Annotated in this window: 23 protein-coding genes; 15 read left to right on the top strand and 8 right to left on the bottom strand. The window is 58.1% G+C overall.

The window, feature by feature from the left end:
* Positions 1–4 precede the first annotated feature (4 nt).
* Positions 5–415 carry a zinc uptake transcriptional repressor Zur gene (gene zur, locus PVA19_RS10965; RefSeq protein ID WP_440598712.1) on the top strand — a complete coding sequence of 137 codons (411 nt, stop codon included), beginning with the start codon at positions 5–7 and terminating at the stop codon, positions 413–415.
* Between the two features lie 36 nt (positions 416–451).
* Here zur and PVA19_RS10960 read toward each other — a convergent pair whose 3' ends face one another.
* From PVA19_RS10960 to PVA19_RS10950, 3 genes are all read right to left on the bottom strand, one after another.
* On the bottom strand, positions 452–979 hold the full coding sequence (locus PVA19_RS10960) for a gamma carbonic anhydrase family protein (protein ID WP_274102439.1): 528 nt from the start codon (positions 977–979) through the stop codon (positions 452–454).
* Between the two features lie 28 nt (positions 980–1,007).
* Positions 1,008–1,697 carry a fumarylacetoacetate hydrolase family protein gene (locus PVA19_RS10955; RefSeq protein ID WP_274102438.1) on the bottom strand — a complete coding sequence of 230 codons (690 nt, stop codon included), beginning with the start codon at positions 1,695–1,697 and terminating at the stop codon, positions 1,008–1,010.
* Between the two features lie 80 nt (positions 1,698–1,777).
* Positions 1,778–1,921, bottom strand: a complete 144-nt coding sequence (locus tag PVA19_RS10950; protein ID WP_162727935.1) for a hypothetical protein — start codon at positions 1,919–1,921, stop codon at positions 1,778–1,780.
* 217 nt (positions 1,922–2,138) lie between these two features.
* Here PVA19_RS10950 and dusA point away from each other — a divergent pair, with 217 nt between their 5' ends.
* Positions 2,139–3,167 carry a tRNA dihydrouridine(20/20a) synthase DusA gene (gene dusA, locus PVA19_RS10945; protein WP_274102437.1) on the top strand — a complete coding sequence of 343 codons (1,029 nt, stop codon included), beginning with the start codon at positions 2,139–2,141 and terminating at the stop codon, positions 3,165–3,167.
* Between the two features lie 11 nt (positions 3,168–3,178).
* Here the strand turns inward: dusA and PVA19_RS10940 are convergent, their stop codons facing one another.
* Together PVA19_RS10940 and uvrA are read right to left on the bottom strand one after the other, a co-directional pair.
* Complete coding sequence (locus PVA19_RS10940; RefSeq protein WP_274102436.1) at positions 3,179–3,979, bottom strand: DUF72 domain-containing protein; 801 nt, start codon at positions 3,977–3,979, stop codon at positions 3,179–3,181.
* 43 nt (positions 3,980–4,022) lie between these two features.
* Positions 4,023–6,944: an excinuclease ABC subunit UvrA gene (gene uvrA / locus PVA19_RS10935; protein WP_062598439.1), complete on the bottom strand. Its 2,922-nt coding sequence runs from the start codon at positions 6,942–6,944 to the stop codon at positions 4,023–4,025.
* Between the two features lie 322 nt (positions 6,945–7,266).
* Between uvrA and PVA19_RS10930 the strand changes: the two genes are divergently transcribed.
* From PVA19_RS10930 to PVA19_RS10920, 3 genes are all read left to right on the top strand, one after another.
* Positions 7,267–7,809, top strand: a complete 543-nt coding sequence (locus PVA19_RS10930) for a single-stranded DNA-binding protein (RefSeq protein WP_062427384.1) — start codon at positions 7,267–7,269, stop codon at positions 7,807–7,809.
* A gap of 113 nt (positions 7,810–7,922) precedes the next feature.
* Positions 7,923–8,180: a hypothetical protein gene (locus PVA19_RS10925; RefSeq protein WP_274102434.1), complete on the top strand. Its 258-nt coding sequence runs from the start codon at positions 7,923–7,925 to the stop codon at positions 8,178–8,180.
* 27 nt (positions 8,181–8,207) lie between these two features.
* The gene (locus tag PVA19_RS10920) at positions 8,208–8,606 is read left to right on the top strand and encodes a DUF6331 family protein (protein WP_274102432.1); all 399 of its coding nucleotides are present in this window, start codon (positions 8,208–8,210) and stop codon (positions 8,604–8,606) included.
* A 96-nt stretch (positions 8,607–8,702) separates the two neighbouring features.
* Here PVA19_RS10920 and PVA19_RS10915 read toward each other — a convergent pair whose 3' ends face one another.
* Positions 8,703–9,110 carry a DUF2000 family protein gene (locus tag PVA19_RS10915; protein WP_274102431.1) on the bottom strand — a complete coding sequence of 136 codons (408 nt, stop codon included), beginning with the start codon at positions 9,108–9,110 and terminating at the stop codon, positions 8,703–8,705.
* Here PVA19_RS10915 and PVA19_RS10910 point away from each other — a divergent pair.
* A complete protein-coding gene (locus PVA19_RS10910) occupies positions 9,082–9,996 on the top strand; it encodes an AraC family transcriptional regulator (RefSeq protein WP_274102430.1) in 915 nt (304 codons plus the stop codon). The genes PVA19_RS10915 and PVA19_RS10910 overlap by 29 nt on opposite strands.
* 7 nt (positions 9,997–10,003) lie before the next feature.
* Here the strand turns inward: PVA19_RS10910 and PVA19_RS10905 are convergent, their stop codons facing one another.
* Positions 10,004–10,708: a hypothetical protein gene (locus PVA19_RS10905; protein ID WP_274102429.1), complete on the bottom strand. Its 705-nt coding sequence runs from the start codon at positions 10,706–10,708 to the stop codon at positions 10,004–10,006.
* Positions 10,603–11,109: an MFS transporter gene (locus PVA19_RS22415; protein ID WP_443111633.1), complete on the bottom strand. Its 507-nt coding sequence runs from the start codon at positions 11,107–11,109 to the stop codon at positions 10,603–10,605. Before PVA19_RS22415 ends, PVA19_RS10905 begins: the two co-directional genes overlap by 106 nt.
* Before the next feature lie 317 nt (positions 11,110–11,426).
* On the opposite strand from PVA19_RS22415, the gene PVA19_RS10900 reads away from it, so the two are divergent.
* The 9 genes from PVA19_RS10900 to lipA all read left to right on the top strand — a co-directional run bounded on the left by PVA19_RS10900 (position 11,427) and on the right by lipA (position 19,622).
* Entirely contained in the window at positions 11,427–11,744 is a 318-nt protein-coding gene (locus tag PVA19_RS10900; RefSeq protein WP_062427380.1) for an FtsB family cell division protein, read from the top strand.
* Positions 11,745–11,895: 151 nt separating this feature from the next.
* On the top strand, positions 11,896–12,942 hold the full coding sequence (gene pdhA / locus PVA19_RS10895; RefSeq protein ID WP_062427379.1) for a pyruvate dehydrogenase (acetyl-transferring) E1 component subunit alpha: 1,047 nt from the start codon (positions 11,896–11,898) through the stop codon (positions 12,940–12,942).
* Positions 12,943–12,959: 17 nt separating this feature from the next.
* On the top strand, positions 12,960–14,387 hold the full coding sequence (locus tag PVA19_RS10890; protein WP_062437398.1) for a pyruvate dehydrogenase complex E1 component subunit beta: 1,428 nt from the start codon (positions 12,960–12,962) through the stop codon (positions 14,385–14,387).
* A 15-nt stretch (positions 14,388–14,402) separates the two neighbouring features.
* The gene (locus PVA19_RS10885) at positions 14,403–15,797 is read left to right on the top strand and encodes a pyruvate dehydrogenase complex dihydrolipoamide acetyltransferase (RefSeq protein ID WP_274102427.1); all 1,395 of its coding nucleotides are present in this window, start codon (positions 14,403–14,405) and stop codon (positions 15,795–15,797) included.
* Between the two features lie 60 nt (positions 15,798–15,857).
* Positions 15,858–16,505, top strand: a complete 648-nt coding sequence (locus PVA19_RS10880; RefSeq protein WP_130979545.1) for an SGNH/GDSL hydrolase family protein — start codon at positions 15,858–15,860, stop codon at positions 16,503–16,505.
* 63 nt (positions 16,506–16,568) lie between these two features.
* Positions 16,569–18,014 carry a dihydrolipoyl dehydrogenase gene (gene lpdA, locus PVA19_RS10875; RefSeq protein ID WP_274102426.1) on the top strand — a complete coding sequence of 482 codons (1,446 nt, stop codon included), beginning with the start codon at positions 16,569–16,571 and terminating at the stop codon, positions 18,012–18,014.
* Positions 18,015–18,069: 55 nt separating this feature from the next.
* Complete coding sequence (locus PVA19_RS10870; RefSeq protein ID WP_062598429.1) at positions 18,070–18,324, top strand: GlsB/YeaQ/YmgE family stress response membrane protein; 255 nt, start codon at positions 18,070–18,072, stop codon at positions 18,322–18,324.
* Between the two features lie 42 nt (positions 18,325–18,366).
* On the top strand, positions 18,367–18,615 hold the full coding sequence (locus tag PVA19_RS10865; protein WP_274102425.1) for a GlsB/YeaQ/YmgE family stress response membrane protein: 249 nt from the start codon (positions 18,367–18,369) through the stop codon (positions 18,613–18,615).
* 32 nt (positions 18,616–18,647) lie between these two features.
* The gene (lipA, locus tag PVA19_RS10860) at positions 18,648–19,622 is read left to right on the top strand and encodes a lipoyl synthase (protein ID WP_062427372.1); all 975 of its coding nucleotides are present in this window, start codon (positions 18,648–18,650) and stop codon (positions 19,620–19,622) included.
* Positions 19,623–19,832 lie beyond the last annotated feature (210 nt).

Raw genomic sequence — 19,832 nt, 5'->3', positions numbered from 1 at the left:
GAACATGAATACGAATGCGAAGAACCTCACGCGCAACCAGTCGCTGGTCTACGACGCGCTGTCCCGCTCGCAGGCGCCACTCAGTGCCTATGTGATCCTCGACAAGCTGAGGGACAGCGGCTTTCGCGCGCCCTTGCAGGTTTATCGCGCGTTGGAAAAGCTGATCGAGTTCGGTCTGGTCCACCGGTTGGAGAGCCTGAACGCTTTCGTAGCCTGCTCCCACACAAGCGCGGATTGCTGCACCCATCACCACGGAACGGTGGCCTTCGCCATCTGCAACGCCTGCGGCCAGGTGACGGAGTTTCACGATCACGAGATCGATCATCGCCTTGGCGATTGGGTCAAGGGACAGAAGTTCAAGGCCGAAAAGACGACGATCGAGATCCGTGGTCTTTGTGAGGCCTGTGCAGTCTAGTCTCAAAAGCACGAGGCTGGAAGGTAGGCGGGCAGCCTAGACGGGCTCCAGTTCTTCGGCAAAGCGCTTCCAGTTGGCCACATATTTTTCTGCTGACTTTCTGATGCCCTCGGCGGCCTTTTCATCCAGCGTGCGGACGACGCGGGCAGGGGAACCGACGATCAGGGAATTGTCGGGGAACTCCTTCCCCTCGGTGACGAGCGCATTGGCGCCGACGAGGCAGTTTTTGCCGATCTTCGCACCGTTCAGGATTGTCGCTCCCATGCCGATCAGGGTGTTGTCGCCGATCGTGCAGCCGTGGATGATGGCGTGGTGGCCGATGGTGCAGTCGTTGCCGATCGTTGCGGGAAAACCCGGATCGCTGTGCACCATCACGCCTTCCTGAATGTTCGTGCCGCGGCCAACCGTCATTGGCTCGTTATCGCCGCGCAACGTCGCGCCGAACCAGATGCCGACATCGTCACCCAGGGTAACGGAGCCGATGACATTGGCATCCGGCGCGATCCAGTATCGATCCGCTGCTGGCAGGTTGGGCACTCTCGTTCCGAGGCGATAGACTGGCATAGGCGGATCTCCGATTTCTGTTCGGGTGTCAGACGACCTTGACCGTCAAAGTGCCGACGCCATCCACGCCGCACTCCATGATGTCGCCCTTGACAACTGGGCCGACGCCAGCCGGCGTGCCGGTCATGATCACATCGCCAGCGGCCAGCGTGAAGACCTTCGACAGTTCGGCGATGATTTCCGCAGTCTTCCAGATCATCTGGTCGAGATCGCCGGATTGCTTGCGCGCGCCGTTCACATCCAGCCACACCGCACCCTTGTCCGGGTGTCCGATCTTCGAGGCCGGAACGAGTGGCGAAATCGGTGCGGAGAATTCAAAGGCCTTTGCGCCTTCCCAGGAGCGGCCCATCTTCTTCAATCCGTCCTGCATGTCGCGCCGGGTCATGTCGATGCCGACACCATAGCCCCAGACGTGATCGAGCGCGCCGTCTACCGAGATATTCGAGCCGCCGCTTTTCAGTGCGACAACACATTCGACTTCGTAATGAACGTTGGAAGAGAGGGGCGGGTAGGGAAAGTCTTGGCCGGCGGGCAGCAGGTTGTCCGGGTTCTTCTGGAAGAAGAAGGGAGGCTCGCGGGATGGATCATGGCCCATCTCGATGGCGTGGTCCGCGTAGTTGCGCCCAACGCAATAGACCCGCCGCACGGGGAAGGTTTCGTTCGTGCCTTCGACGGGCAGGAGAACGGGTTGGGGGGCGGGGATCACTGTTGCGGACATAATGGCACTCCTTCTTGGGAGTGGTGTTGTCCCGCAATTTCAAGGCGATTTCCAGTCCAATCTTTCTGCAATATTCGCCGTCAGGATAAGAGCCACACGACACAACCCCCTACGACAATGAGGGCGACGATGACCGCGAGCAACCTGCCAACACCCGCATTGGTGTTGCTGTCGGCGCCGACGATGCTCCAGTAGAGAGACTTCTCGTCGCTCTTCTCACTCATCATGATCTCCCCAAAATTTTCTGACACCGTGCTTCATAAACCCCTTCGATCATTGAGGGTTCCGGTTCGTGCATCGCGGATTTGAAAAGACGCGGGTAGATCGCTCAGCCATTCCGCCCTATATGGACCCGAAACGCCGATCGTCTAAGCCTTCGATACGTCTATGTCACGCGAAGGAGACGAGGCGGCAATCAAGGATTGGCCAACGATTATGACGATGACTTCTCAACGCAAGGATGGCGCGTCGCATTACGCGCGTGGAAAGGTCTTCGCCGTCGCGCCGATGATCGACTGGACCGATACGCGTTGCCGCTTCCTGCATCGCCAGCTTTCGCAGCATGCGCTTCTCTATACGGAGATGATCGTGGCCGATGCCATCATCCACGGCAAGCGCGACAAGTTGCTGGACTATCACCCTCAAGAACATCCCGTGGCATTGCAACTTGGCGGCTCCGATCCCGGGAAGCTCGCCGAGGCCATCAAAATTGCCTCGGACTATGGATATGACGAGATCAATCTCAATGTCGGCTGTCCCTCCGACCGCGTTCAGTCCGGCACTTTCGGCGCGTGCCTGATGCGCGAGCCTGAGACAGTTGCGGCATGCGTCGAAGCGATGAAGGCGGTGGCGACTGTGCCTGTGACGGTAAAGTGTCGCATCGGCGTGGATGACCAGGAGCCGGACGCTGTTCTTCCAGACTTCATCGCACGTATGGTTGCCGCAGGGGCGGATGCCGTCTGGATCCACGCCCGCAAGGCATGGCTTCAGGGACTGTCACCCAAGGAGAACCGCGAAGTGCCGCCGCTGGATTATCAGCTGGCTTATCGCATGAAGCAGGAATTTCCCGATCTCTTCATCGGCATCAATGGTGGGATCACCGATCTCGATCAGGCGGACGAGCATTTGAAGCATATGGATGGGGTCATGCTGGGGCGTGCTGCCTATCATAACAGCTCGATCCTTGCGGAGGTGGATCACCGCATCTATGGCGCGCAGTCCCGCGATCTCGATCCAGACGCCTTGCGCGATGCGATGATGGCCTATGCAGAAGATTATATTGCCAAGGGCGGCCGCCTGAACCACGTCACCCGCCATATGGTCGGCCTGTTTCAGGGGTTGCCCGGCGCACGACGCTTCCGGCAAATCCTCTCCAGCGACGCGACGAAACCCGGCGCCGGCTGCGAAGTCATTGCCGCCGCCTTCGACGCCATCGACTTCGAGCGAGCGCCGGCGGCAATCGACGCATAATCAGGGCAGGTTCAGACGAGGGTCTGCAGCAGCTGCGCGCCGTTCGGCGCGTTGATCTTGCCGCCGGTGATGAAGAAGGCGAAAACATCGCGCGGCGTCTTCTCGGCTTTTCGGTCGGGCGCGATCATTGTAAGATCGTCTGGCGCGCCGCCAGCTGCATAGGTCTTCAGGCGCTCGCTCCACGCCTTCACATCCTTCTCAGGATAGCAGGTCTCGATATCGTCCTCGCCCTTTTGTAGACGGCAATAGACGAAATCCGCCGTCACATCCGGCAGCATTGGATAGTCGTGATGATCGGCGCAGACCACAGCGACATTGTGCTTGGCCAATAGCTCGATGAATTCCGGTACCTGGAAGCTGTCGTTGCGCACTTCGACGACATGCTGCAACTTCAACCCGTCCTGCTTTTCCGGCAACAAGGCCAGGAAGGCGGCAAAGTCCTCCGGCTCGAATTTCTTCGTCGGCGCGAACTGCCAGAGGATTGGGCCGAGATGCTCGCCAAGTTCGGTCAGCCCCTGCGTCAGGAACTTCGTCATCGATTCCTTTGCCTCGGCCAAAACCTTGCGGTTGGTGACGAAACGACTGGCCTTCAGCGAGAAAATGAAACCATCCGGCACTTCGGAGGCCCACTTGGCGAAGGTCGCGGGTTTCTGGCTGCCATAATAGGTGCCGTTCACCTCGATCGCCTTCAACTTGGAGCTCGCATATTCCAGCTGGCGTTTCTTGGTGAGCTTCTCAGGATAGAACGTGCCTTCCCAAGGCTCGAAGGTCCAGCCGCCGATACCGGCGCGGATCGTTCCCGACTTGCTCATCCGTCTCTCCCATCAACGCGAATTGCCATATGAAGGGGGCGGATCACTCCGCCGCCTGAATATTCTTTTCCGGATGGCGCTCCAGCAGTTCCTTCAGGAACTGACCGGTATAGGAGCGCTTTTCCTTGACGATCTGCTCGGGCGTGCCCGCTGCCACGACCTCACCGCCGCCTGTGCCGCCTTCCGGACCGATATCGATGATGTAGTCGGCCGTCTTGATGACCTCGAGATTGTGCTCGATGACCACGACAGAGTTGCCCTGATTGACCAGCTCATGCAGCATTTCCAGCAGCTTCTTCACATCGTGGAAATGCAGGCCAGTCGTCGGTTCATCCAGGATGTAAAGTGTCCGGCCGGTCGAGCGTTTGGACAGCTCCTTGGCAAGCTTGACGCGCTGCGCTTCGCCGCCCGACAGCGTATTGGCCTGCTGGCCGACCTTGATGTAGCCGAGACCGACATCGAAAAGCGATTGCAGCTTGTCGCGCACCGCAGGCACGGCGGCAAAGAACTCAACGCCTTCTTCCACTGTCATGTCCAACACGTCAGCAATCGACTTGCTCTTGAAGGTTACGTCCAGCGTCTCGCGATTGTAGCGCTTGCCGTGGCAGACATCGCAGGTGACATAGACATCCGGCAGGAAGTGCATCTCGATCTTGATCACGCCATCGCCCTGGCAGGCTTCGCAGCGCCCGCCCTTGACGTTGAAGGAGAAACGGCCAGGTGCGTATCCACGGGCCTTCGCCTCCGGCAGACCGGCGAACCAGTCACGAATAGGCGTGAAGGCGCCGGTATAGGTGGCCGGGTTGGAACGTGGTGTACGACCGATCGGCGACTGGTCGATGTCGATGACCTTGTCGATAAATTCGAAGCCATCGATACGATCGTGTTCCGCCGGAATCTCGCGCGCGCCCATGACGCGGCGTGCGGCAGACTTGTAGAGCGTTTCGATCAGGAAGGTGGACTTGCCGCCACCCGATACGCCGGTAACCGCTGTGAAGACGCCGAGCGGCACCGAAGCCGTGACGTTCTTCAGATTGTTTCCACGCGCGCCAACGACCTTGATCTCCTTTCCCTTCTTCGGCTTGCGCCGCTCTGCAGGAACAGGCACGCCCATTTCGCCCGACAGATACTTGCCCGTCAGCGAGTTCGGGTTGGCCATCACTTCCTGCGGCGTGCCCTCGGCAATGACCTGGCCACCATGGATGCCGGCAGCGGGGCCAATATCGACCACATAGTCCGCCGTCAGGATGGCGTCCTCGTCATGCTCGACAACGATGACGGTATTGCCGATATCGCGAAGATGCTTCAGCGTTTCCAGCAGGCGAGCATTATCGCGCTGGTGCAGGCCGATGGACGGTTCGTCCAATACGTAGAGAACCCCGGTCAGGCCGGAGCCGATTTGCGACGCAAGCCTGATGCGTTGGCTTTCACCGCCCGACAGCGTACCGGAATTGCGCGACAGGCTGAGGTAATCGAGACCGACGTCATTGAGGAAGCGCAGACGTTCGCGGATTTCTTTCAGAATGCGAACGGCGATTTCATTCTGCTTGGCGTTCAGCTTTTCCGGCAGGCCTTCGAACCAGTCGCGAGCGACCTTGATCGACATCTGCGTGACTTCGCCGATATGCAGTGTGTTGATTTTGACGGCGAGCGCCTCGGGCTTCAGGCGATAACCGGCGCAGGCCGGGCAGGGGGCTGCCGACATGTAGCGCTCGATCTCTTCACGCGCCCAGGCGCTGTCCGTTTCCTTCCAGCGGCGTTCGAGGTTGGGCACGATGCCTTCAAAATTCTTCACCGTCTTGTAGGAGCGGGCACCGTCCTGATACTGGAACTCGATCTTCTCGTCGGTGCCTTTCAGGATCGCTTTCTTGGCGGCATCCGTCAGGTCACTCCATCGGCTGGAGAGCTTGAAGCCGAAGGCTTTGCCGAGCGCTTCCAGCGTCTGGTTGTAATAGGGCGAGGAGGACTTGGCCCACGGCGCAATAGCGCCATCCTTCAGCGTGCGTGCAGGCTCCGGCACGATCAGTGCCTCATCCACTTTCTGCTGCGAGCCCAGACCATCGCAGGTCGGGCAGGCACCGAAAGGATTGTTGAAGGAGAAAAGGCGCGGCTCGATCTCCGGAATGGTGAAGCCGGAAACGGGGCAGGCGAATTTTTCCGAAAACAGCACGCGTTCGTGCGTTTCGTTGAGCGACTTGTTGGCGGAACCGCCGGCGGACGTTTCTTCCGCAGGCAGCGGCTTGTCGGCAAATTCGGCAACGGCCAGACCGTCCGCGAGCTTCAGGCAGGTCTCAAGGCTGTCGGCCAGGCGCGCAGCCATGTCCGGACGCACTACGGCGCGATCCACCACCACATCGATATCGTGCTTGTACTTCTTGTCGAGGGCAGGAACGTCGGCAATCTCGTAGAACTGGCCATCCACCTTGACGCGCTGGAAGCCCTTCTTCATCAGCTCGGCGAGTTCCTTCTTGTACTCGCCCTTACGACCACGCACGATGGGTGCGAGAATGTAGAGACGCGTGCCTTCCTCGAAAGCAAGAATGCGGTCGACCATCTGGCTCACCGTCTGGCTCTCGATCGGCAGACCGGTCACGGGCGAATAGGGAACGCCGACACGCGCGAAGAGAAGTCGCATATAGTCGTAGATTTCCGTCACCGTGCCGACGGTCGAACGCGGGTTGCGCGAGGTCGTTTTCTGCTCGATGGAGATCGCCGGTGACAGACCCTCGATCTGGTCTACATCCGGCTTCTGCATCATCTCCAGAAACTGGCGCGCATAGGCCGAAAGGCTCTCCACATAACGGCGCTGTCCCTCGGCATAGATGGTATCGAAAGCCAGCGACGACTTGCCGGAACCGGACAGGCCCGTCATGACGATCAGCTTGTTGCGCGGCAAATCAAGGTCGATCCCCTTGAGATTGTGCTCGCGCGCGCCGCGGATGGAAATCGTCTTCAATTCACTCATGACAAGGCTCTGGATTTCAGCTGTTTGGACGGATCGGTTCTTATGTCATCATCTGGAACGGCGTGTCGAGACGATTGACGTTCCGGTATGGTATTGCCCGGCGCGCTCTCGCCTGGGAATGCTTCTGGATCTGCTTGACTCACTCACCACGCCTTAATAGAACAAAAAAGGAACATATTGCAACTATGCCCGTTGGCAAGAACATTCCTTGTGGATTGTCGTTCCACTCGCTGCCCATCGCGGCGGGGGATGGTCTATGGTGCGCGGGACTTTTGAACAGGAAAAATGCCGTTCATGACGTTCGGCAGACAGGAAGATAAATATGGCTGGCAGCGTAAACAAGGTTATTCTGGTCGGAAATGTCGGCGCTGATCCGGAAATTCGCCGCACGCAGGATGGCCGACCAATCGCCAACCTGCGCATTGCGACGTCGGAAAGCTGGCGCGACCGCAATTCGGGCGAGCGCAAGGAAAAGACCGAATGGCACACGGTCGTCGTTTTCAATGAAGGCCTGTGCAAGGTCGTTGAGCAATACGTCAAGAAGGGCGCCAAGCTCTATATCGAAGGCGCGCTGCAGACCCGCAAATGGCAAGACCAGAACGGCAATGATCGTTACTCGACGGAAATCGTTCTCCAGGGCTTCAACTCGACGCTGACCATGCTTGACGGTCGCGGCGAAGGCGGCGGCGGTGGCCGTGGCGGAGACTTTGGTGGCGGTGGCGATTATGCCGGCGGCGGCTCCTATGGTGGGGGCAGCGGTGGCGGTTACGACCAGCAGCCCGCGCGTGGCGGCGGTGCGTCGCGCGGTGGCCAGCCCTCCGGCGGCAACTTCTCCAACGATCTGGACGACGATATCCCGTTTTGATGACGGCGGTTGAGGCACGCGTTGTTTTGCGCGCTCATGCCAGTTGATAAGACAATATGAAGGGGTGGCGGTTACGCTGCCCCTTATTTCTTTAGTCATTGAAGGATACGCATATGCCAGACCAGACATCACCTTCCCCGCAACCCGCCACCTGGCGGATCGTCCTGGCCTTCATTCTCGATTTTTTTACGGCGTTCTGGGTGCTGGGCTTCCTCGTCGCGTCGATCCTTGGCGGCCGCACGGAAAACGGCTTCGAGCTGAGTGGCCTATCGGCCATCGTCTTCTTCGCCTCCATCGTCGCCTATTTTGTTGTGTTTAACAAATATCTCGGTGGAACGATCTGGAAGCGTTTGCTGAAGGCGAAGCGGTGAGCGAGGGGTCCGTTTGAGGAATTATGAATGGAGCAGCTAGGTTTTCCGCCTTCAATTTCGGCACTCGTCAAAGAATGTGAAAGATTTTGCGAGAAGGAGTGTTGCGGCCCAAATGCCTTCAGTTTTTCTCCTTTTAATATGATTTATCATCTCACGAAGTATGGAGAAGATATTTCATGGACCGATATCGAGTCACTCCAAGAACAACTAAGTGATTTTGCGGAAATGGTCCGAAGCTCTTACATGCCATCCGAGAAACTCGAGGTGCTGGAGATCAATGCGATACTGACAGTAGATCAACTGGTATGCCTAGTTGAAGAGATAGGCGTCGGGTTGATTCAGGCCCACGCGATCTATGCTCCGTATCGTGACGAGATCGAGGACAAGGAGTGGGAGTTCTCAAGGATGCTGAGGGCAACAGCCTGAAGGACATACGCCAGTCGGCGCGGTGCGCCGGTTGCTGCTGGCACGCTGCTCCTTGCGATAAGGATCGTCATTTATAAGTGACGTGCTTTAGAGACATCAGGGATGCATCTTTGCACCCTTGCAAATCTTGTCGACGATCTTCTTATCGGACCGCAACGCGAGACCAACGAGCTTGGCATTGTCCGGAGTGAACCTGGCAAAGACCTCTCGATTGGCCGCATCGTGACCCGTTGCGAACATCTCTTCGATGTAGGCTGATGCCGTGACATTTCGCTCCAGCGTTCGCCGGTGGATGGTTCTCAGAGTTTCTTGGTCAGCCGCCAGAACCACGATCGGCTGGATGGACATCGGATTGTAGACATTATCCGCGGCATCCCGATATGCTTCGCCGATGATCGCCGGCGCTTGAGCGATGATACCGCTTGTCAGAAAAGCGGTGACGTTTAGCTTTTGCCACGTGGCAAGGTCATCGCGAATGATGATCGCGATTTTGGTGTCGAACATGTCTTACTCCTTTGAAGGTATCGAGGACATCGAGCAACTAGCGTTGCAGCGGGCGCTGGGTCTTGAACGTTCGTGCGTGGAATTTCAGCCTGGCGTGCGCGTGGTTGCGGAAAGTAGAGGGATTGAGCGGACCGAGGTGCGGTTCCACGGCAATGGGTTTACACCGCATCGGCATGACACCTACGCATTGGGGCTGACCCTGCACGGCGTGCAAACCTTTCGCTATCGCGGCGTCGAGCGGTTCAGCATGCCCGGAAACGTCATCGTGCTGCATCCAGATGAGGTTCACGATGGGGCTGCTGGAACGGATGCAGGGCTGATCTATCGCATGGTCTACATGCCGCCCGAGTTGATCGGCGCCATCGATGGTTACTCTCGTTCCTTGCCATTCGTGCCGGATCCCGTGGTCGGCAATGCCGAGTTGTCCAATACGCTTGCCTACATTCTGTCGGACCTTGATCACGAACCGGATGATCTTGCCAAGGATGATGCGATCCAGCGGATCGGGACGATTCTCTCTCGTGAAGCGGGAGCACCTCGCAAGCGGGTTACCAAGGTTGCGCAATCAGCTGTCTTGCGGGCGCGGGATTTTCTTCTCAGCCATAGTGATGAGCCTGTTCGATCCGCGACGCTTGAGAACATCACAGGGCTGGACCGGTATGCCCTTGCAAGGCATTTCAGGCAGTTGCTTGGCACCAGCCCGCACCGCTATCTCGTGATGCGCCGACTTGGCCGAGCAAAGCAATTGCTGTTGGCGGGCAGCAGCCTGGCGGGCGCGGCAGTCGAAGCAGGCTTTGCGGATCAAGCTCACCTCACGCGGCATTTTCGCGATGCCTTCGGCATCACGCCGGGCCGGTGGCTGGCATTGCAGGGCGGTCGAGCCTGAAAGCGTTTCACTGTCTTTGAGACTTTCCAGCCCGGAACGCTAAGGCAAGCGCGATTGCCCCCAGGAGAAACGATCCCCAGAGTAATGCACGCGGCGTTCCATCATAGCACTGGCCGATGATCGAACCGAGCAAGGTAGCACCCAATTGCTGGATCGCGCCAAATGCCGATGCGGCCGTGCCGGCAATCTTCCCGAGATTAGCCATGGAGAGAACGCCGAGCGTTGCGTCTGCCCAGGTGAACATCGTCATCATTGCGGTGATGATGAGGAAGAGCAGCCAGAACGGCAGCGCATCGAGATAGAGCATGATCAACGCGACGGCAGCAAACACGAGATACGTCGCGAGCCCAGTCATTCCTACAGCCTGCGGGCCGAACTGTGGAATTAAGCGTGAGCAAACAAATGCTGCGATTGACTGGACGATCGCTGTCGCGGCCACGGCAAGCGCGAAGCGATCTCCCAGTCCATAAGCTTGACCATAGAGCGGTTGGGCAGTTGCGATGAAGCCGTATAGGGTACCGAGCAGCAGCATAGCGGCCAGGCCATATCCGATCGCGCTCCGGTCTGCGGCAATAATAGCCAGCCCAGACCAGACCGAGCCGAAGCTTAGCGGTCGCCTATTCGCCGGGGCGAGCGTCTCCGGCAATCTCCACCAAGTCCAGACCAGCACGACAAGCCAAATACGGCCATTGTAAAAAAGATGGCGCGCCAATCGCCGACCATCAAAATAGCTCGGCCCACCAGAGGCGCCAGAACCGGCATGATGAGGAATACCGTCAACACGAGCGACATGGCTCTCGCCATCTCGCTTCCGGAATAGCGATCTCGCAAGATGGCTTGAGACAGGCGAGTCGTGCCAACTCCGGCTCCTTGAATGAACCGAAGAACAAGCATCATTTCCATGTTCTTGGCAAAAAGCGCGACGAGCGAGGCCGCGACGAACACGAGAAGCCCACACAAGATCGGTAGACGGCGGCCATAATGATCAGCGACCGGGCCGACGACAAAGGATGAGATCGCCGCCCCAAGGAGAAATGCGCCGACAGCTAATTGCGCAAGATTGGACGATGAGGCCGCCAATGCCAGGCCGATATCGGGCAGAGCAGGGAGCATAATATGGAGGGAAATCGAGCTAAGCCCCATAAGGGCTGCAACGAGAAGGACGAGTTCGCTTCGTCCGAGGCCAGTGATTCTAGATAATTCGTGCACCCACCGGCAACGACATGACCGTCCAGATCAATCCCGGAGCGTGCGGACGTTACCCAGTCAACATCGCATAAGACGATCAGATGGGCAATCAGTACTGGGATTCCTGTTGGTCAGCGACCCCGATGACCCAGAGGATGCGTCAACCAAACACGGTCAACGGATGGTTAAGCAAATGCGGCTATTGTGATTCCAGTAGCGCGTTTGAAGGCTGTTTTCAGAGTATGTGGACGAAGCATCATAAGAAAAGACGGTTCGGCCGTCTCGTTGTTCCAGCGATCACGGTCGCCTTTCTTTCCTATTTCGGCTATCATTCCATTCATGGCGATTTCGGGCTGGAGGCTATGGAGCGCCTGGAGCGCCAGCGTATCGCCAGAACCGCTGAGCGGGACAAGATCGTCAAGACTCGCGTGGCGCTGGAGCGTCAGGTGGAGTTGATGAGCGATGGGTCGCTTGAGCGGGATATGATCGACGAGATTTCGCGTTATCAGTTGAACATGTCCAAACCGGACGAAATCGTCATCATGAACGGATATATGTGATTAACCTGATTTCGGTTAATCATGGAATTTATTTTTAAATACAGTCGTTTACTTAGAATATGTGCCATGCGTTTATGGCATTGCTGTGGCGACCTTTCTTGCATATGTTACGCGCCGATCCAACCATTCTAATTCAACTAGGGAGGGATGAATGGCGCCGCGCAAAAACGCGTCTGTATCCGGCCGCAAGACAACGGCAAAGACGCCTGCCAAGGAATTCACCGGCAAGAACGCCCCGGATTTCGGTAAGGACGAAGAACTCCACGCGTATCGCGAGATGCTGCTCATCCGCCGCTTCGAGGAAAAGGCCGGCCAGCTTTACGGCATGGGCTTCATCGGCGGTTTCTGTCACCTCTACATCGGCCAGGAAGCCGTTGTCGTTGGTATGCAGATGTCGCAGAAGGAAGGCGATCAGGTCATCACCGCCTATCGTGACCACGGCCATATGTTGGCCGCCGGCATGAGCCCACGCGGTGTTATGGCGGAACTGACCGGACGTCGTGGCGGCCTTTCCAAGGGTAAGGGCGGCTCGATGCATATGTTCTCCAAGGAGAAGCATTTTTACGGCGGCCACGGCATCGTCGGTGCGCAGGTTTCGCTCGGTACGGGTCTCGCCTTCGCCAACAAGTATCGCGGCAACGACAATGTGTCGGTGACCTACTTCGGTGACGGTGCGGCCAACCAGGGTCAGGTCTATGAGAGCTTCAACATGGCTGCTCTCTGGAAACTGCCCATCATCTACATCGTCGAAAACAACCGTTACGCCATGGGCACCTCGACCAGCCGTGCCACGGCGCAGTCGAACTATTCGCTTCGCGGTTCCGGCTTCGGCATCCCGGGCGTTCAGGTGGACGGCATGGACGTTCGCGCCGTCAAGGCTGCTGCGGACGAAGCTCTCGAGCATTGCCGCTCCGGCAAGGGTCCGATCATTCTGGAAATGCTGACCTATCGCTATCGCGGTCACTCCATGTCCGACCCGGCCAAGTATCGTTCCAAGGACGAAGTGCAGAAGATGCGCTCCGAGCATGACCCGATCGAGCAAGTCAAGGCGCGGCTTATGGAGCAGGGCTGGGCAAGCGAAGACGAGTTGAAGGCGATCGACAAGGATGTCCGTGACATCGTGGCCGACAGCGCCGACTTTGCCCAGAACGATCCAGAGCCGGATGTATCCGAGCTTTACACCGACATTCTGCTCTGATCGGGAAAGGGAAAACAATGCCAGTAGAAATTCTTATGCCCGCCCTTTCCCCCACCATGGAGGAAGGCACGCTTTCCAAGTGGTTGAAGAAAGAGGGTGACAAGGTCACCTCCGGCGACGTGATCGCGGAAATCGAAACCGACAAGGCGACGATGGAAGTGGAAGCCGTGGACGAAGGCGTCATCGGCAAGATCCTGATCGATGCCGGTACCGAAAACGTCAAGGTGAATACGGCAATTGCCGTTCTCCTTCAGGAAGGCGAAAGCGCAGACGACCTGTCGTCCTCTGCCGCACCGAAGAAGGAAGAGCCGAAGGCCGAAGCCGCAGGCTCCGGTTCTGATGCCGCCGGCGGCAAGGCCCGCGAAGCCAGCGAAGAACCATCCGCTTCTAAAGAGACGGCGAAGGCTCCGGCTGCACCGAAGATCGAAGTTGCCGCTGATCCGGACATTCCGGAAGGTACCGAGTTCGTCAGCCAGACCGTGCGCGAAGCGCTTCGCGATGCCATGGCTGAAGAAATGCGCTCTGACGAAAAAGTCTTCGTCATGGGCGAAGAGGTTGCCGAGTACCAGGGCGCCTACAAGATCACCCAGGGTCTCCTGCAGGAATTCGGCGCCAAGCGCGTGATCGATACGCCGATCACCGAGCACGGCTTTGCCGGTATCGGTGTTGGCGCTGCCATGACCGGCCTGAAGCCGATCGTCGAATTCATGACCTTCAACTTCGCCATGCAGGCGATCGACCAGATCGTCAACTCGGCTGCCAAGACACTCTATATGTCTGGCGGTCAGATGGGTGCACCGATGGTGTTCCGTGGTCCGTCGGGTGCTGCTGCCCGCGTCGCTGCTCAGCACTCGCAGTGCTATGCCGCATGGTACAGCCATATCCCAGGACTTAAGGTCGTCATGCCTTACACGGCAGCCGACGCAAAGGGTCTTTTGAAGGCTGCGATCCGCGATCCGAACCCGGTTATCTTCCTCGAAAACGAAATCCTTTACGGTCAGAGCTTCGACGTGCCGAAGCTGGATGATTTCGTCCTGCCGATCGGCAAGGCGCGCATTCACCGCAAGGGCAAGGATGCAACCATCGTTTCCTTCGGTATCGGCATGACCTATGCGGTCAAGGCTGTCGCCGAGTTGGAAAAGGAAGGCATCGATGTCGAGCTGATCGACCTTCGTACCATCCGCCCGATGGATCTTCCGACGGTGATCGAATCCGTCAAGAAGACCGGCCGTCTGGTCACTGTCGAAGAAGGCTTTCCGCAGTCATCGGTCGGTGACTTCATCTCCAACCAGGTTCAGCGCGCTGCTTTCGATTATCTCGACGCACCGATCCTGACCATTGCCGGTAAGGACGTTCCAATGCCTTACGCTGCAAACCTGGAGAAGCTGGCTTTGCCGAACGTTGACGAAGTCATCCAGGCTGTCAAAGCCGTCTGCTACAAGTAAGGGGAGGGCGTTTCGATGCCTATCAACATCACCATGCCTGCCCTTTCTCCGACGATGGAAGAGGGCAATCTGGCCAAGTGGCTGGTCAAGGAAGGCGACAAGGTTGCTCCCGGCGACGTGATTGCCGAAATTGAGACCGACAAGGCGACCATGGAAGTGGAAGCCGTGGACGAGGGCACGGTCGCCAAGATCGTGGTTCCGGCCGGGACCGAAGCGGTCAAGGTGAATGCCTTGATCGCCATCCTCGCAGGCGAAGGCGAAGACGTGGCTGAAGCGGCAAAGGGTGGCGATGCTGCCCCTGCCAAATCAGAGGCGAAAGCTGAAGCTCCCAAGCAGGAAGCCAACGCCGAGGCCCCGAAGGACGAGAAGTCTGAAGCTGCTCCCAAGGCTGACAAGCCGGTTGCAGATCAGGCTGCTGCGCCTTCCACGCCAGCACCTGTTTCCAAGTCCGGCGAGCGCCTTTTTGCCTCGCCATTGGCACGCCGCATGGCCAAGGATGCCGGTCTTGATCTTTCCGCTGTGTCCGGCTCCGGCCCGCATGGCCGTATCGTGAAGTCTGACGTCGAAAAGGCAGTTGCTTCCGGTGCCGCAAAGGCTGCACCAGCTGCTGCACAGGCACCTGCATCGTCCGCTGCTCCGGCTCCGGCCGCTGCCAAGGGTCCGTCGGATGACAGCGTCCTCAAGCTATTTGCCGAAGGCTCCTACGAGCTTCTGCCGCATGACGGCATGCGCAAGACGATTGCCTCGCGCCTGACCGAGTCGACCCAGACGGTTCCGTCCTACACGGTGTCGATGGAATGCGAGCTCGATGCGATGTTGAAGCTTCGTGCCGAGATCAATGCATCCGCACCGGTGAAGAAGACCGAGAAGGGCGAGGTTCCGGCCTTCAAGCTCTCCGTCAACGACTTCATCATCAAGGCCATGGCGCTTGCACTGCGCGATGTTCCGATGGCGAATGCTTCCTGGACATCGACAGCCCGTGTTCTTCACAAGCATGCCGATGTCGGCGTTGCCGTGTCGATCCCGGATGGCCTGATCACGCCGATCGTCCGCAAGGCCGAGGAGAAGTCGCTTTCGGCTATCTCCAACGAGGTCAAGGATCTCGCCAAGCGTGCTCGCGACAAGAAGCTGAAGCCGGAAGAATACCAGGGCGGCACGACATCCGTGTCGAACCTCGGCATGTTCGGCGTTTCGTCCTTCACGTCGATCGTCAACCTGCCGCAGGCTTCGATCGTCTCCATCGGCGCTGGCGTCGAGAAGCCGGTCGTTCGCGGCGGCAAGATCGAAGTCGGTACGGTGATGACGGCGACCTTTGCCTTCGACCACCGCGTTATCGATGGCGCGCTCGGCGCGGAGCTTGCTTCCGCCTTCAAGCGCTACATCGAAAGCCCGATGTCGATGCTGGTCTGATAAAATAGTCGAGCCGGATGCTGGTGTCAGCCTTCGGCTTTTCTCCTTCAGGAGGCGGATGTGACGAAGACCGTTCTTTGCTATGGCGACAGCCTGACATGGGGATATGACGCCGAGAATCTCGGGCGTCACGCCTTCGACGATCGCTGGCCGAGCGTGCTGCAGAAGGCGCTGGGCAGTGAGGTCAATGTCATTGCCGAGGGACTGAACGGGCGCACCACCGCCTATGATGATCATCTGGCGGATTGCGACCGCAATGGTGCGACGCTGCTTCCGACGATCCTTCACAGCCATGCCCCGCTTGATCTCGTCATCATCATGCTCGGCACCAACGACCTGAAGCGGGGCATCGGTGCAGGCTCTGCAGTTGGTGCGGTCAAGGGCGTGGAGCGGCTGGTCAGTCTCATCCGGCATCATGCGTGGTCTTTCGAGGATCATGACGAGCCGGAGATTCTGATCGTTTCGCCGCCGCATATTTGCGAAACGGCAAACGATATGTTTGCGGCCATGTATGCGGGTGCCATCGAGCAGTCGAAGATGATGGGTTCGCTCTATCGCGATCTGGCAGACGACAAGGGCTGCGCCTTCTTCGATGCGGCCTCCGTTGCGGTGACGACACCGCTCGATGGCGTTCACCTGGACGCTGAAAACACGCGTGCGCTGGGACGTGGGCTTGAGCCCGTGGTGCGCATGCTGCTTGGAATTTGATGTGAATTCGATTGACGCAGCGGCGCAGAAGTCGCCGTCAAAAAGATAAAGGCAGGATATAGAATGGCTCAATCCTACGACGTTATCGTCATTGGCTCCGGTCCTGGTGGTTATATTGCCGCCATTCGCGCAGCTCAGCTGGGCATGAAGGTTGCCGTCGTCGAGCGTGAACATCTCGCGGGCATCTGCTCAAACTGGGGCTGCATTCCCACCAAGGCGTTGCTGCGTACGGCCGATGTGATGCACACGGCCACCCATGCGAAGGATTACGGCCTGACGCTGGAAGGGTCGATCAAGCCGGACGTCAAGGCGATCGTCGCGCGCTCTCGCGGCATCGCTGCCCGCATGAATAATGGCGTCGGCTTCCTGTTCAAGAAGAACAAGGTCGATATCATCTGGGGCGAAGCCAAGATCACCAAGCCGGGTGAGATCGTCGTCGGCAAGTCGACCAAGCCTGTGGTTCAGCCGCAGGGCCCCGTGCCGAAGAACACGCTGGGCGAGGGAACCTACACCGCCAAGCATATCATCGTGGCCACCGGCGCCCGTCCGCGCGCGCTGCCCGGCATCGAGCCGGATGGCAAGCTGATCTGGACCTATTTCGAAGCAATGAAGCCGGAAGAGCTGCCGAAGTCGCTGCTGGTCATGGGTTCGGGCGCGATCGGTATTGAGTTCGCCAGCTTCTATCGCACCATGGGTGTCGAGGTTACCGTTGTCGAAATCATGAGCCAGGTGATGCCGGTCGAGGATGCGGAAATTTCCGCCTTCGCGAAAAAGCAGCTGGAAAAGCAGGGCATCAAGATCCACCTCGAGGCAAAGGTAGCGAAAGTCGAAAAGGGTGCAAACTCGATTACGGCGACCGTCGAGATGAAGGACGGCTCCTCGCAGAAGATCACAGCGGATCGGATGATTTCCGCCGTTGGCGTCCAGGCCAATATCGAGAATATCGGCCTTGAGGCTGCTGGTGTTAAGACCGAGCGCGGCTTCATCGTCATCGATGGCTATGGCAAGACCAATGTTCCTGGCATCTACGCCATTGGTGATGTTGCCGGAGGTCCGCTTCTCGCACACAAGGCCGAGCACGAAGCCGTCATCTGCGTTGAGAAGATTGCCGGGGTTCCGAATGTTCACCCCATGGATAAAAGCAAGATCCCGGGCTGCACCTATTGCAATCCGCAGGTCGCGTCCGTCGGTCTGACGGAAGCCAAGGCGAAAGAGCAGGGCCGCGAGATCCGCGTGGGTCGCTTCTCCTTTGCTGCCAATGGCAAGGCCGTGGCGCTCGGTGAAGATCAGGGCATGGTCAAGACCATCTTCGACAAGAAGACGGGCGAACTGATCGGTGCACATATGGTAGGTGCGGAAGTGACCGAGCTCATTCAGGGCTTCGTTGTCGCCATGAACCTCGAGACGACCGAAGAAGAACTGATGCACACCATCTTCCCGCATCCGACCCTGTCGGAGTCGATGAAGGAGAGCGTGCTGGACGCTTACGGATGTGTCCTGAACGCTTGATAATTGGCTTGATCGCTCCCACTCTTGAAGGGAGCGACGTCAAAGGAGAGCCGGCATGTCTATTGCAACAGAAGCCTGGATTGTTTTTCTGCTGATCGGTCTGGTGGCCGGTTTCCTCGCCAGCCTCATCGTTGGGGGTGGCGGGTTGATCGGATGCCTTCTGAGCGGCGTGATCGGCGCGTTTGTCGGTGGCTATCTGTTCAATGCTCTCGGCATTTCGCTTGGTATTGAAAATGCGCTAGTGGTGCAGATCATCCATGCAACGGTGGGTGCGATCATCGTGACGCTGATTGCCAGGTTGATCGCTTAGCCGACACCAGGCGAAGCAGCGGGTTAAAGAAAGGGATCACGGATGGAAAGTGTAGGCTGGATTGCGGCCATCATCATCGGCGGCCTTGCGGGCTGGCTCGCGGGCAAGCTCATGGATATGCGCTTTGGCATCTTCATCAACATCGTTCTCGGCATTGTCGGCTCGGTGGTGGCAGTGGCTCTGTTGCGTACATTCGATGTCTTTGTGCAAGACAGCCGCCTCGGCTACTTCGTCACGTCTTTCCTGGGCGCAAGCCTTCTGTTATTCCTCGCCAAGCTCGTCAGGCGTTAGAGCCGCTTATAAGCGGTAGAAGCAGGTTTCTTATGGTCACTATTCTCGACAGGATGTCCCAGCCGGAAGAGAAGCGCATCCGCCATCCGGAGAAGGCACACAAGCCGGATACGGAAGTGGCGCGAAAGCCGGAATGGATCCGCGTCAAGGCGCCCACGTCCAAGGGCTACCACGAGACGCGCGAACTGGTACGCAGCCACAAGCTGGTGACGGTGTGCGAAGAGGCTGGCTGTCCAAATATCGGCGAATGCTGGGAAAAGAAGCACGCGACCTTCATGATCATGGGCGAGATCTGCACGCGCGCCTGCGCCTTCTGCAACGTCTCGACCGGCAAGCCCAATCCGCTTGATCTCAATGAGCCGGAAAACGTTGCCAAGGCCGTCAAGCAGATGGGCCTCAGCCACGTCGTCATTACCTCGGTCGACCGCGACGATCTCGCCGACGGTGGTGCCGAGCATTTTGAAAAGGTGATCTGGGCAATCCGCGCTGCGTCTCCGAACACGACCATCGAAATCCTGACGCCGGACTTTCTCAAGAAGCCAGGTGCTCTGGAGCGTGTTGTCGCGGCCAAGCCTGACGTGTTCAACCACAATATGGAAACCGTTCCTGGCAACTATCTGACCGTTCGTCCCGGTGCACGCTACTTTCACTCCGTCCGCCTGCTGCAGCGGGTGAAGGAACTGGACCCCACCATGTTCACCAAGTCCGGTATCATGGTCGGTCTTGGCGAAGAGCGTAACGAAGTGCTGCAGCTGATGGACGATCTTCGCAGCGCCGATGTCGACTTCCTGACCATCGGTCAGTATCTGCAGCCGACCCGCAAGCACCACAAGGTGGAACGCTTCGTAACCCCGGAAGAGTTCAAGTCCTATGAGACGGTTGCCTACACAAAGGGCTTCCTCATGGTCTCGTCCAGCCCGCTGACGCGCTCGTCGCACCATGCCGGCGACGATTTCGAACGGTTGCGCGCCAATCGTGAGAAGAAGCTTCTGGCTGCTGCTGAGTGATTGGTCGGCGCGCCAAAGCGCTTGACCATGAGCTTTGTGAGATGGATTCGAAGTTTCAAGTCGATTTTGACAGCTAAAGCGCCGTGCGTCTTATTGGACGCATGGCGCTTTACCTTTTGAAGCTACGCATCGTGCTTTCTGAAAATCGATTCCGATTTTCGGGCCTAAGCTGTAAGGTTCGGCCACGCTCTTATTCGTTCTGCGTCATCC

The sequence above is a fragment of the Agrobacterium sp. CNPSo 3708 genome, assembly GCF_028674915.1.
GTDB lineage: Bacteria > Pseudomonadota > Alphaproteobacteria > Rhizobiales > Rhizobiaceae > Agrobacterium > Agrobacterium cavarae.
The sequence above is the reverse complement of the archived record's forward strand: the minus strand, read 5'-3'. Positions and strand labels throughout refer to the sequence as shown.

Coding starts and splice junctions, on each gene's coding strand:
- zur (WP_440598712.1), top strand. CDS start 5: ATGAATACGAATGCGAAGAACCTCACGCGCAACCAGTCGCTGGTCTAC.
- PVA19_RS10960 (WP_274102439.1), bottom strand. CDS start 979: ATGCCAGTCTATCGCCTCGGAACGAGAGTGCCCAACCTGCCAGCAGCG.
- PVA19_RS10955 (WP_274102438.1), bottom strand. CDS start 1,697: ATGTCCGCAACAGTGATCCCCGCCCCCCAACCCGTTCTCCTGCCCGTC.
- PVA19_RS10950 (WP_162727935.1), bottom strand. CDS start 1,921: ATGAGTGAGAAGAGCGACGAGAAGTCTCTCTACTGGAGCATCGTCGGC.
- dusA (WP_274102437.1), top strand. CDS start 2,139: ATGACTTCTCAACGCAAGGATGGCGCGTCGCATTACGCGCGTGGAAAG.
- PVA19_RS10940 (WP_274102436.1), bottom strand. CDS start 3,979: ATGAGCAAGTCGGGAACGATCCGCGCCGGTATCGGCGGCTGGACCTTC.
- uvrA (WP_062598439.1), bottom strand. CDS start 6,944: ATGAGTGAATTGAAGACGATTTCCATCCGCGGCGCGCGCGAGCACAAT.
- PVA19_RS10930 (WP_062427384.1), top strand. CDS start 7,267: ATGGCTGGCAGCGTAAACAAGGTTATTCTGGTCGGAAATGTCGGCGCT.
- PVA19_RS10925 (WP_274102434.1), top strand. CDS start 7,923: ATGCCAGACCAGACATCACCTTCCCCGCAACCCGCCACCTGGCGGATC.
- PVA19_RS10920 (WP_274102432.1), top strand. CDS start 8,208: ATGGAGCAGCTAGGTTTTCCGCCTTCAATTTCGGCACTCGTCAAAGAA.
- PVA19_RS10910 (WP_274102430.1), top strand. CDS start 9,082: ATGATGATCGCGATTTTGGTGTCGAACATGTCTTACTCCTTTGAAGGT.
- PVA19_RS10915 (WP_274102431.1), bottom strand. CDS start 9,110: ATGTTCGACACCAAAATCGCGATCATCATTCGCGATGACCTTGCCACG.
- PVA19_RS22415 (WP_443111633.1), bottom strand. CDS start 11,109: ATGCTCCCTGCTCTGCCCGATATCGGCCTGGCATTGGCGGCCTCATCG.
- PVA19_RS10900 (WP_062427380.1), top strand. CDS start 11,427: ATGTGGACGAAGCATCATAAGAAAAGACGGTTCGGCCGTCTCGTTGTT.
- pdhA (WP_062427379.1), top strand. CDS start 11,896: ATGGCGCCGCGCAAAAACGCGTCTGTATCCGGCCGCAAGACAACGGCA.
- PVA19_RS10890 (WP_062437398.1), top strand. CDS start 12,960: ATGCCAGTAGAAATTCTTATGCCCGCCCTTTCCCCCACCATGGAGGAA.
- PVA19_RS10885 (WP_274102427.1), top strand. CDS start 14,403: ATGCCTATCAACATCACCATGCCTGCCCTTTCTCCGACGATGGAAGAG.
- lpdA (WP_274102426.1), top strand. CDS start 16,569: ATGGCTCAATCCTACGACGTTATCGTCATTGGCTCCGGTCCTGGTGGT.
- PVA19_RS10870 (WP_062598429.1), top strand. CDS start 18,070: ATGTCTATTGCAACAGAAGCCTGGATTGTTTTTCTGCTGATCGGTCTG.
- PVA19_RS10865 (WP_274102425.1), top strand. CDS start 18,367: ATGGAAAGTGTAGGCTGGATTGCGGCCATCATCATCGGCGGCCTTGCG.
- lipA (WP_062427372.1), top strand. CDS start 18,648: ATGGTCACTATTCTCGACAGGATGTCCCAGCCGGAAGAGAAGCGCATC.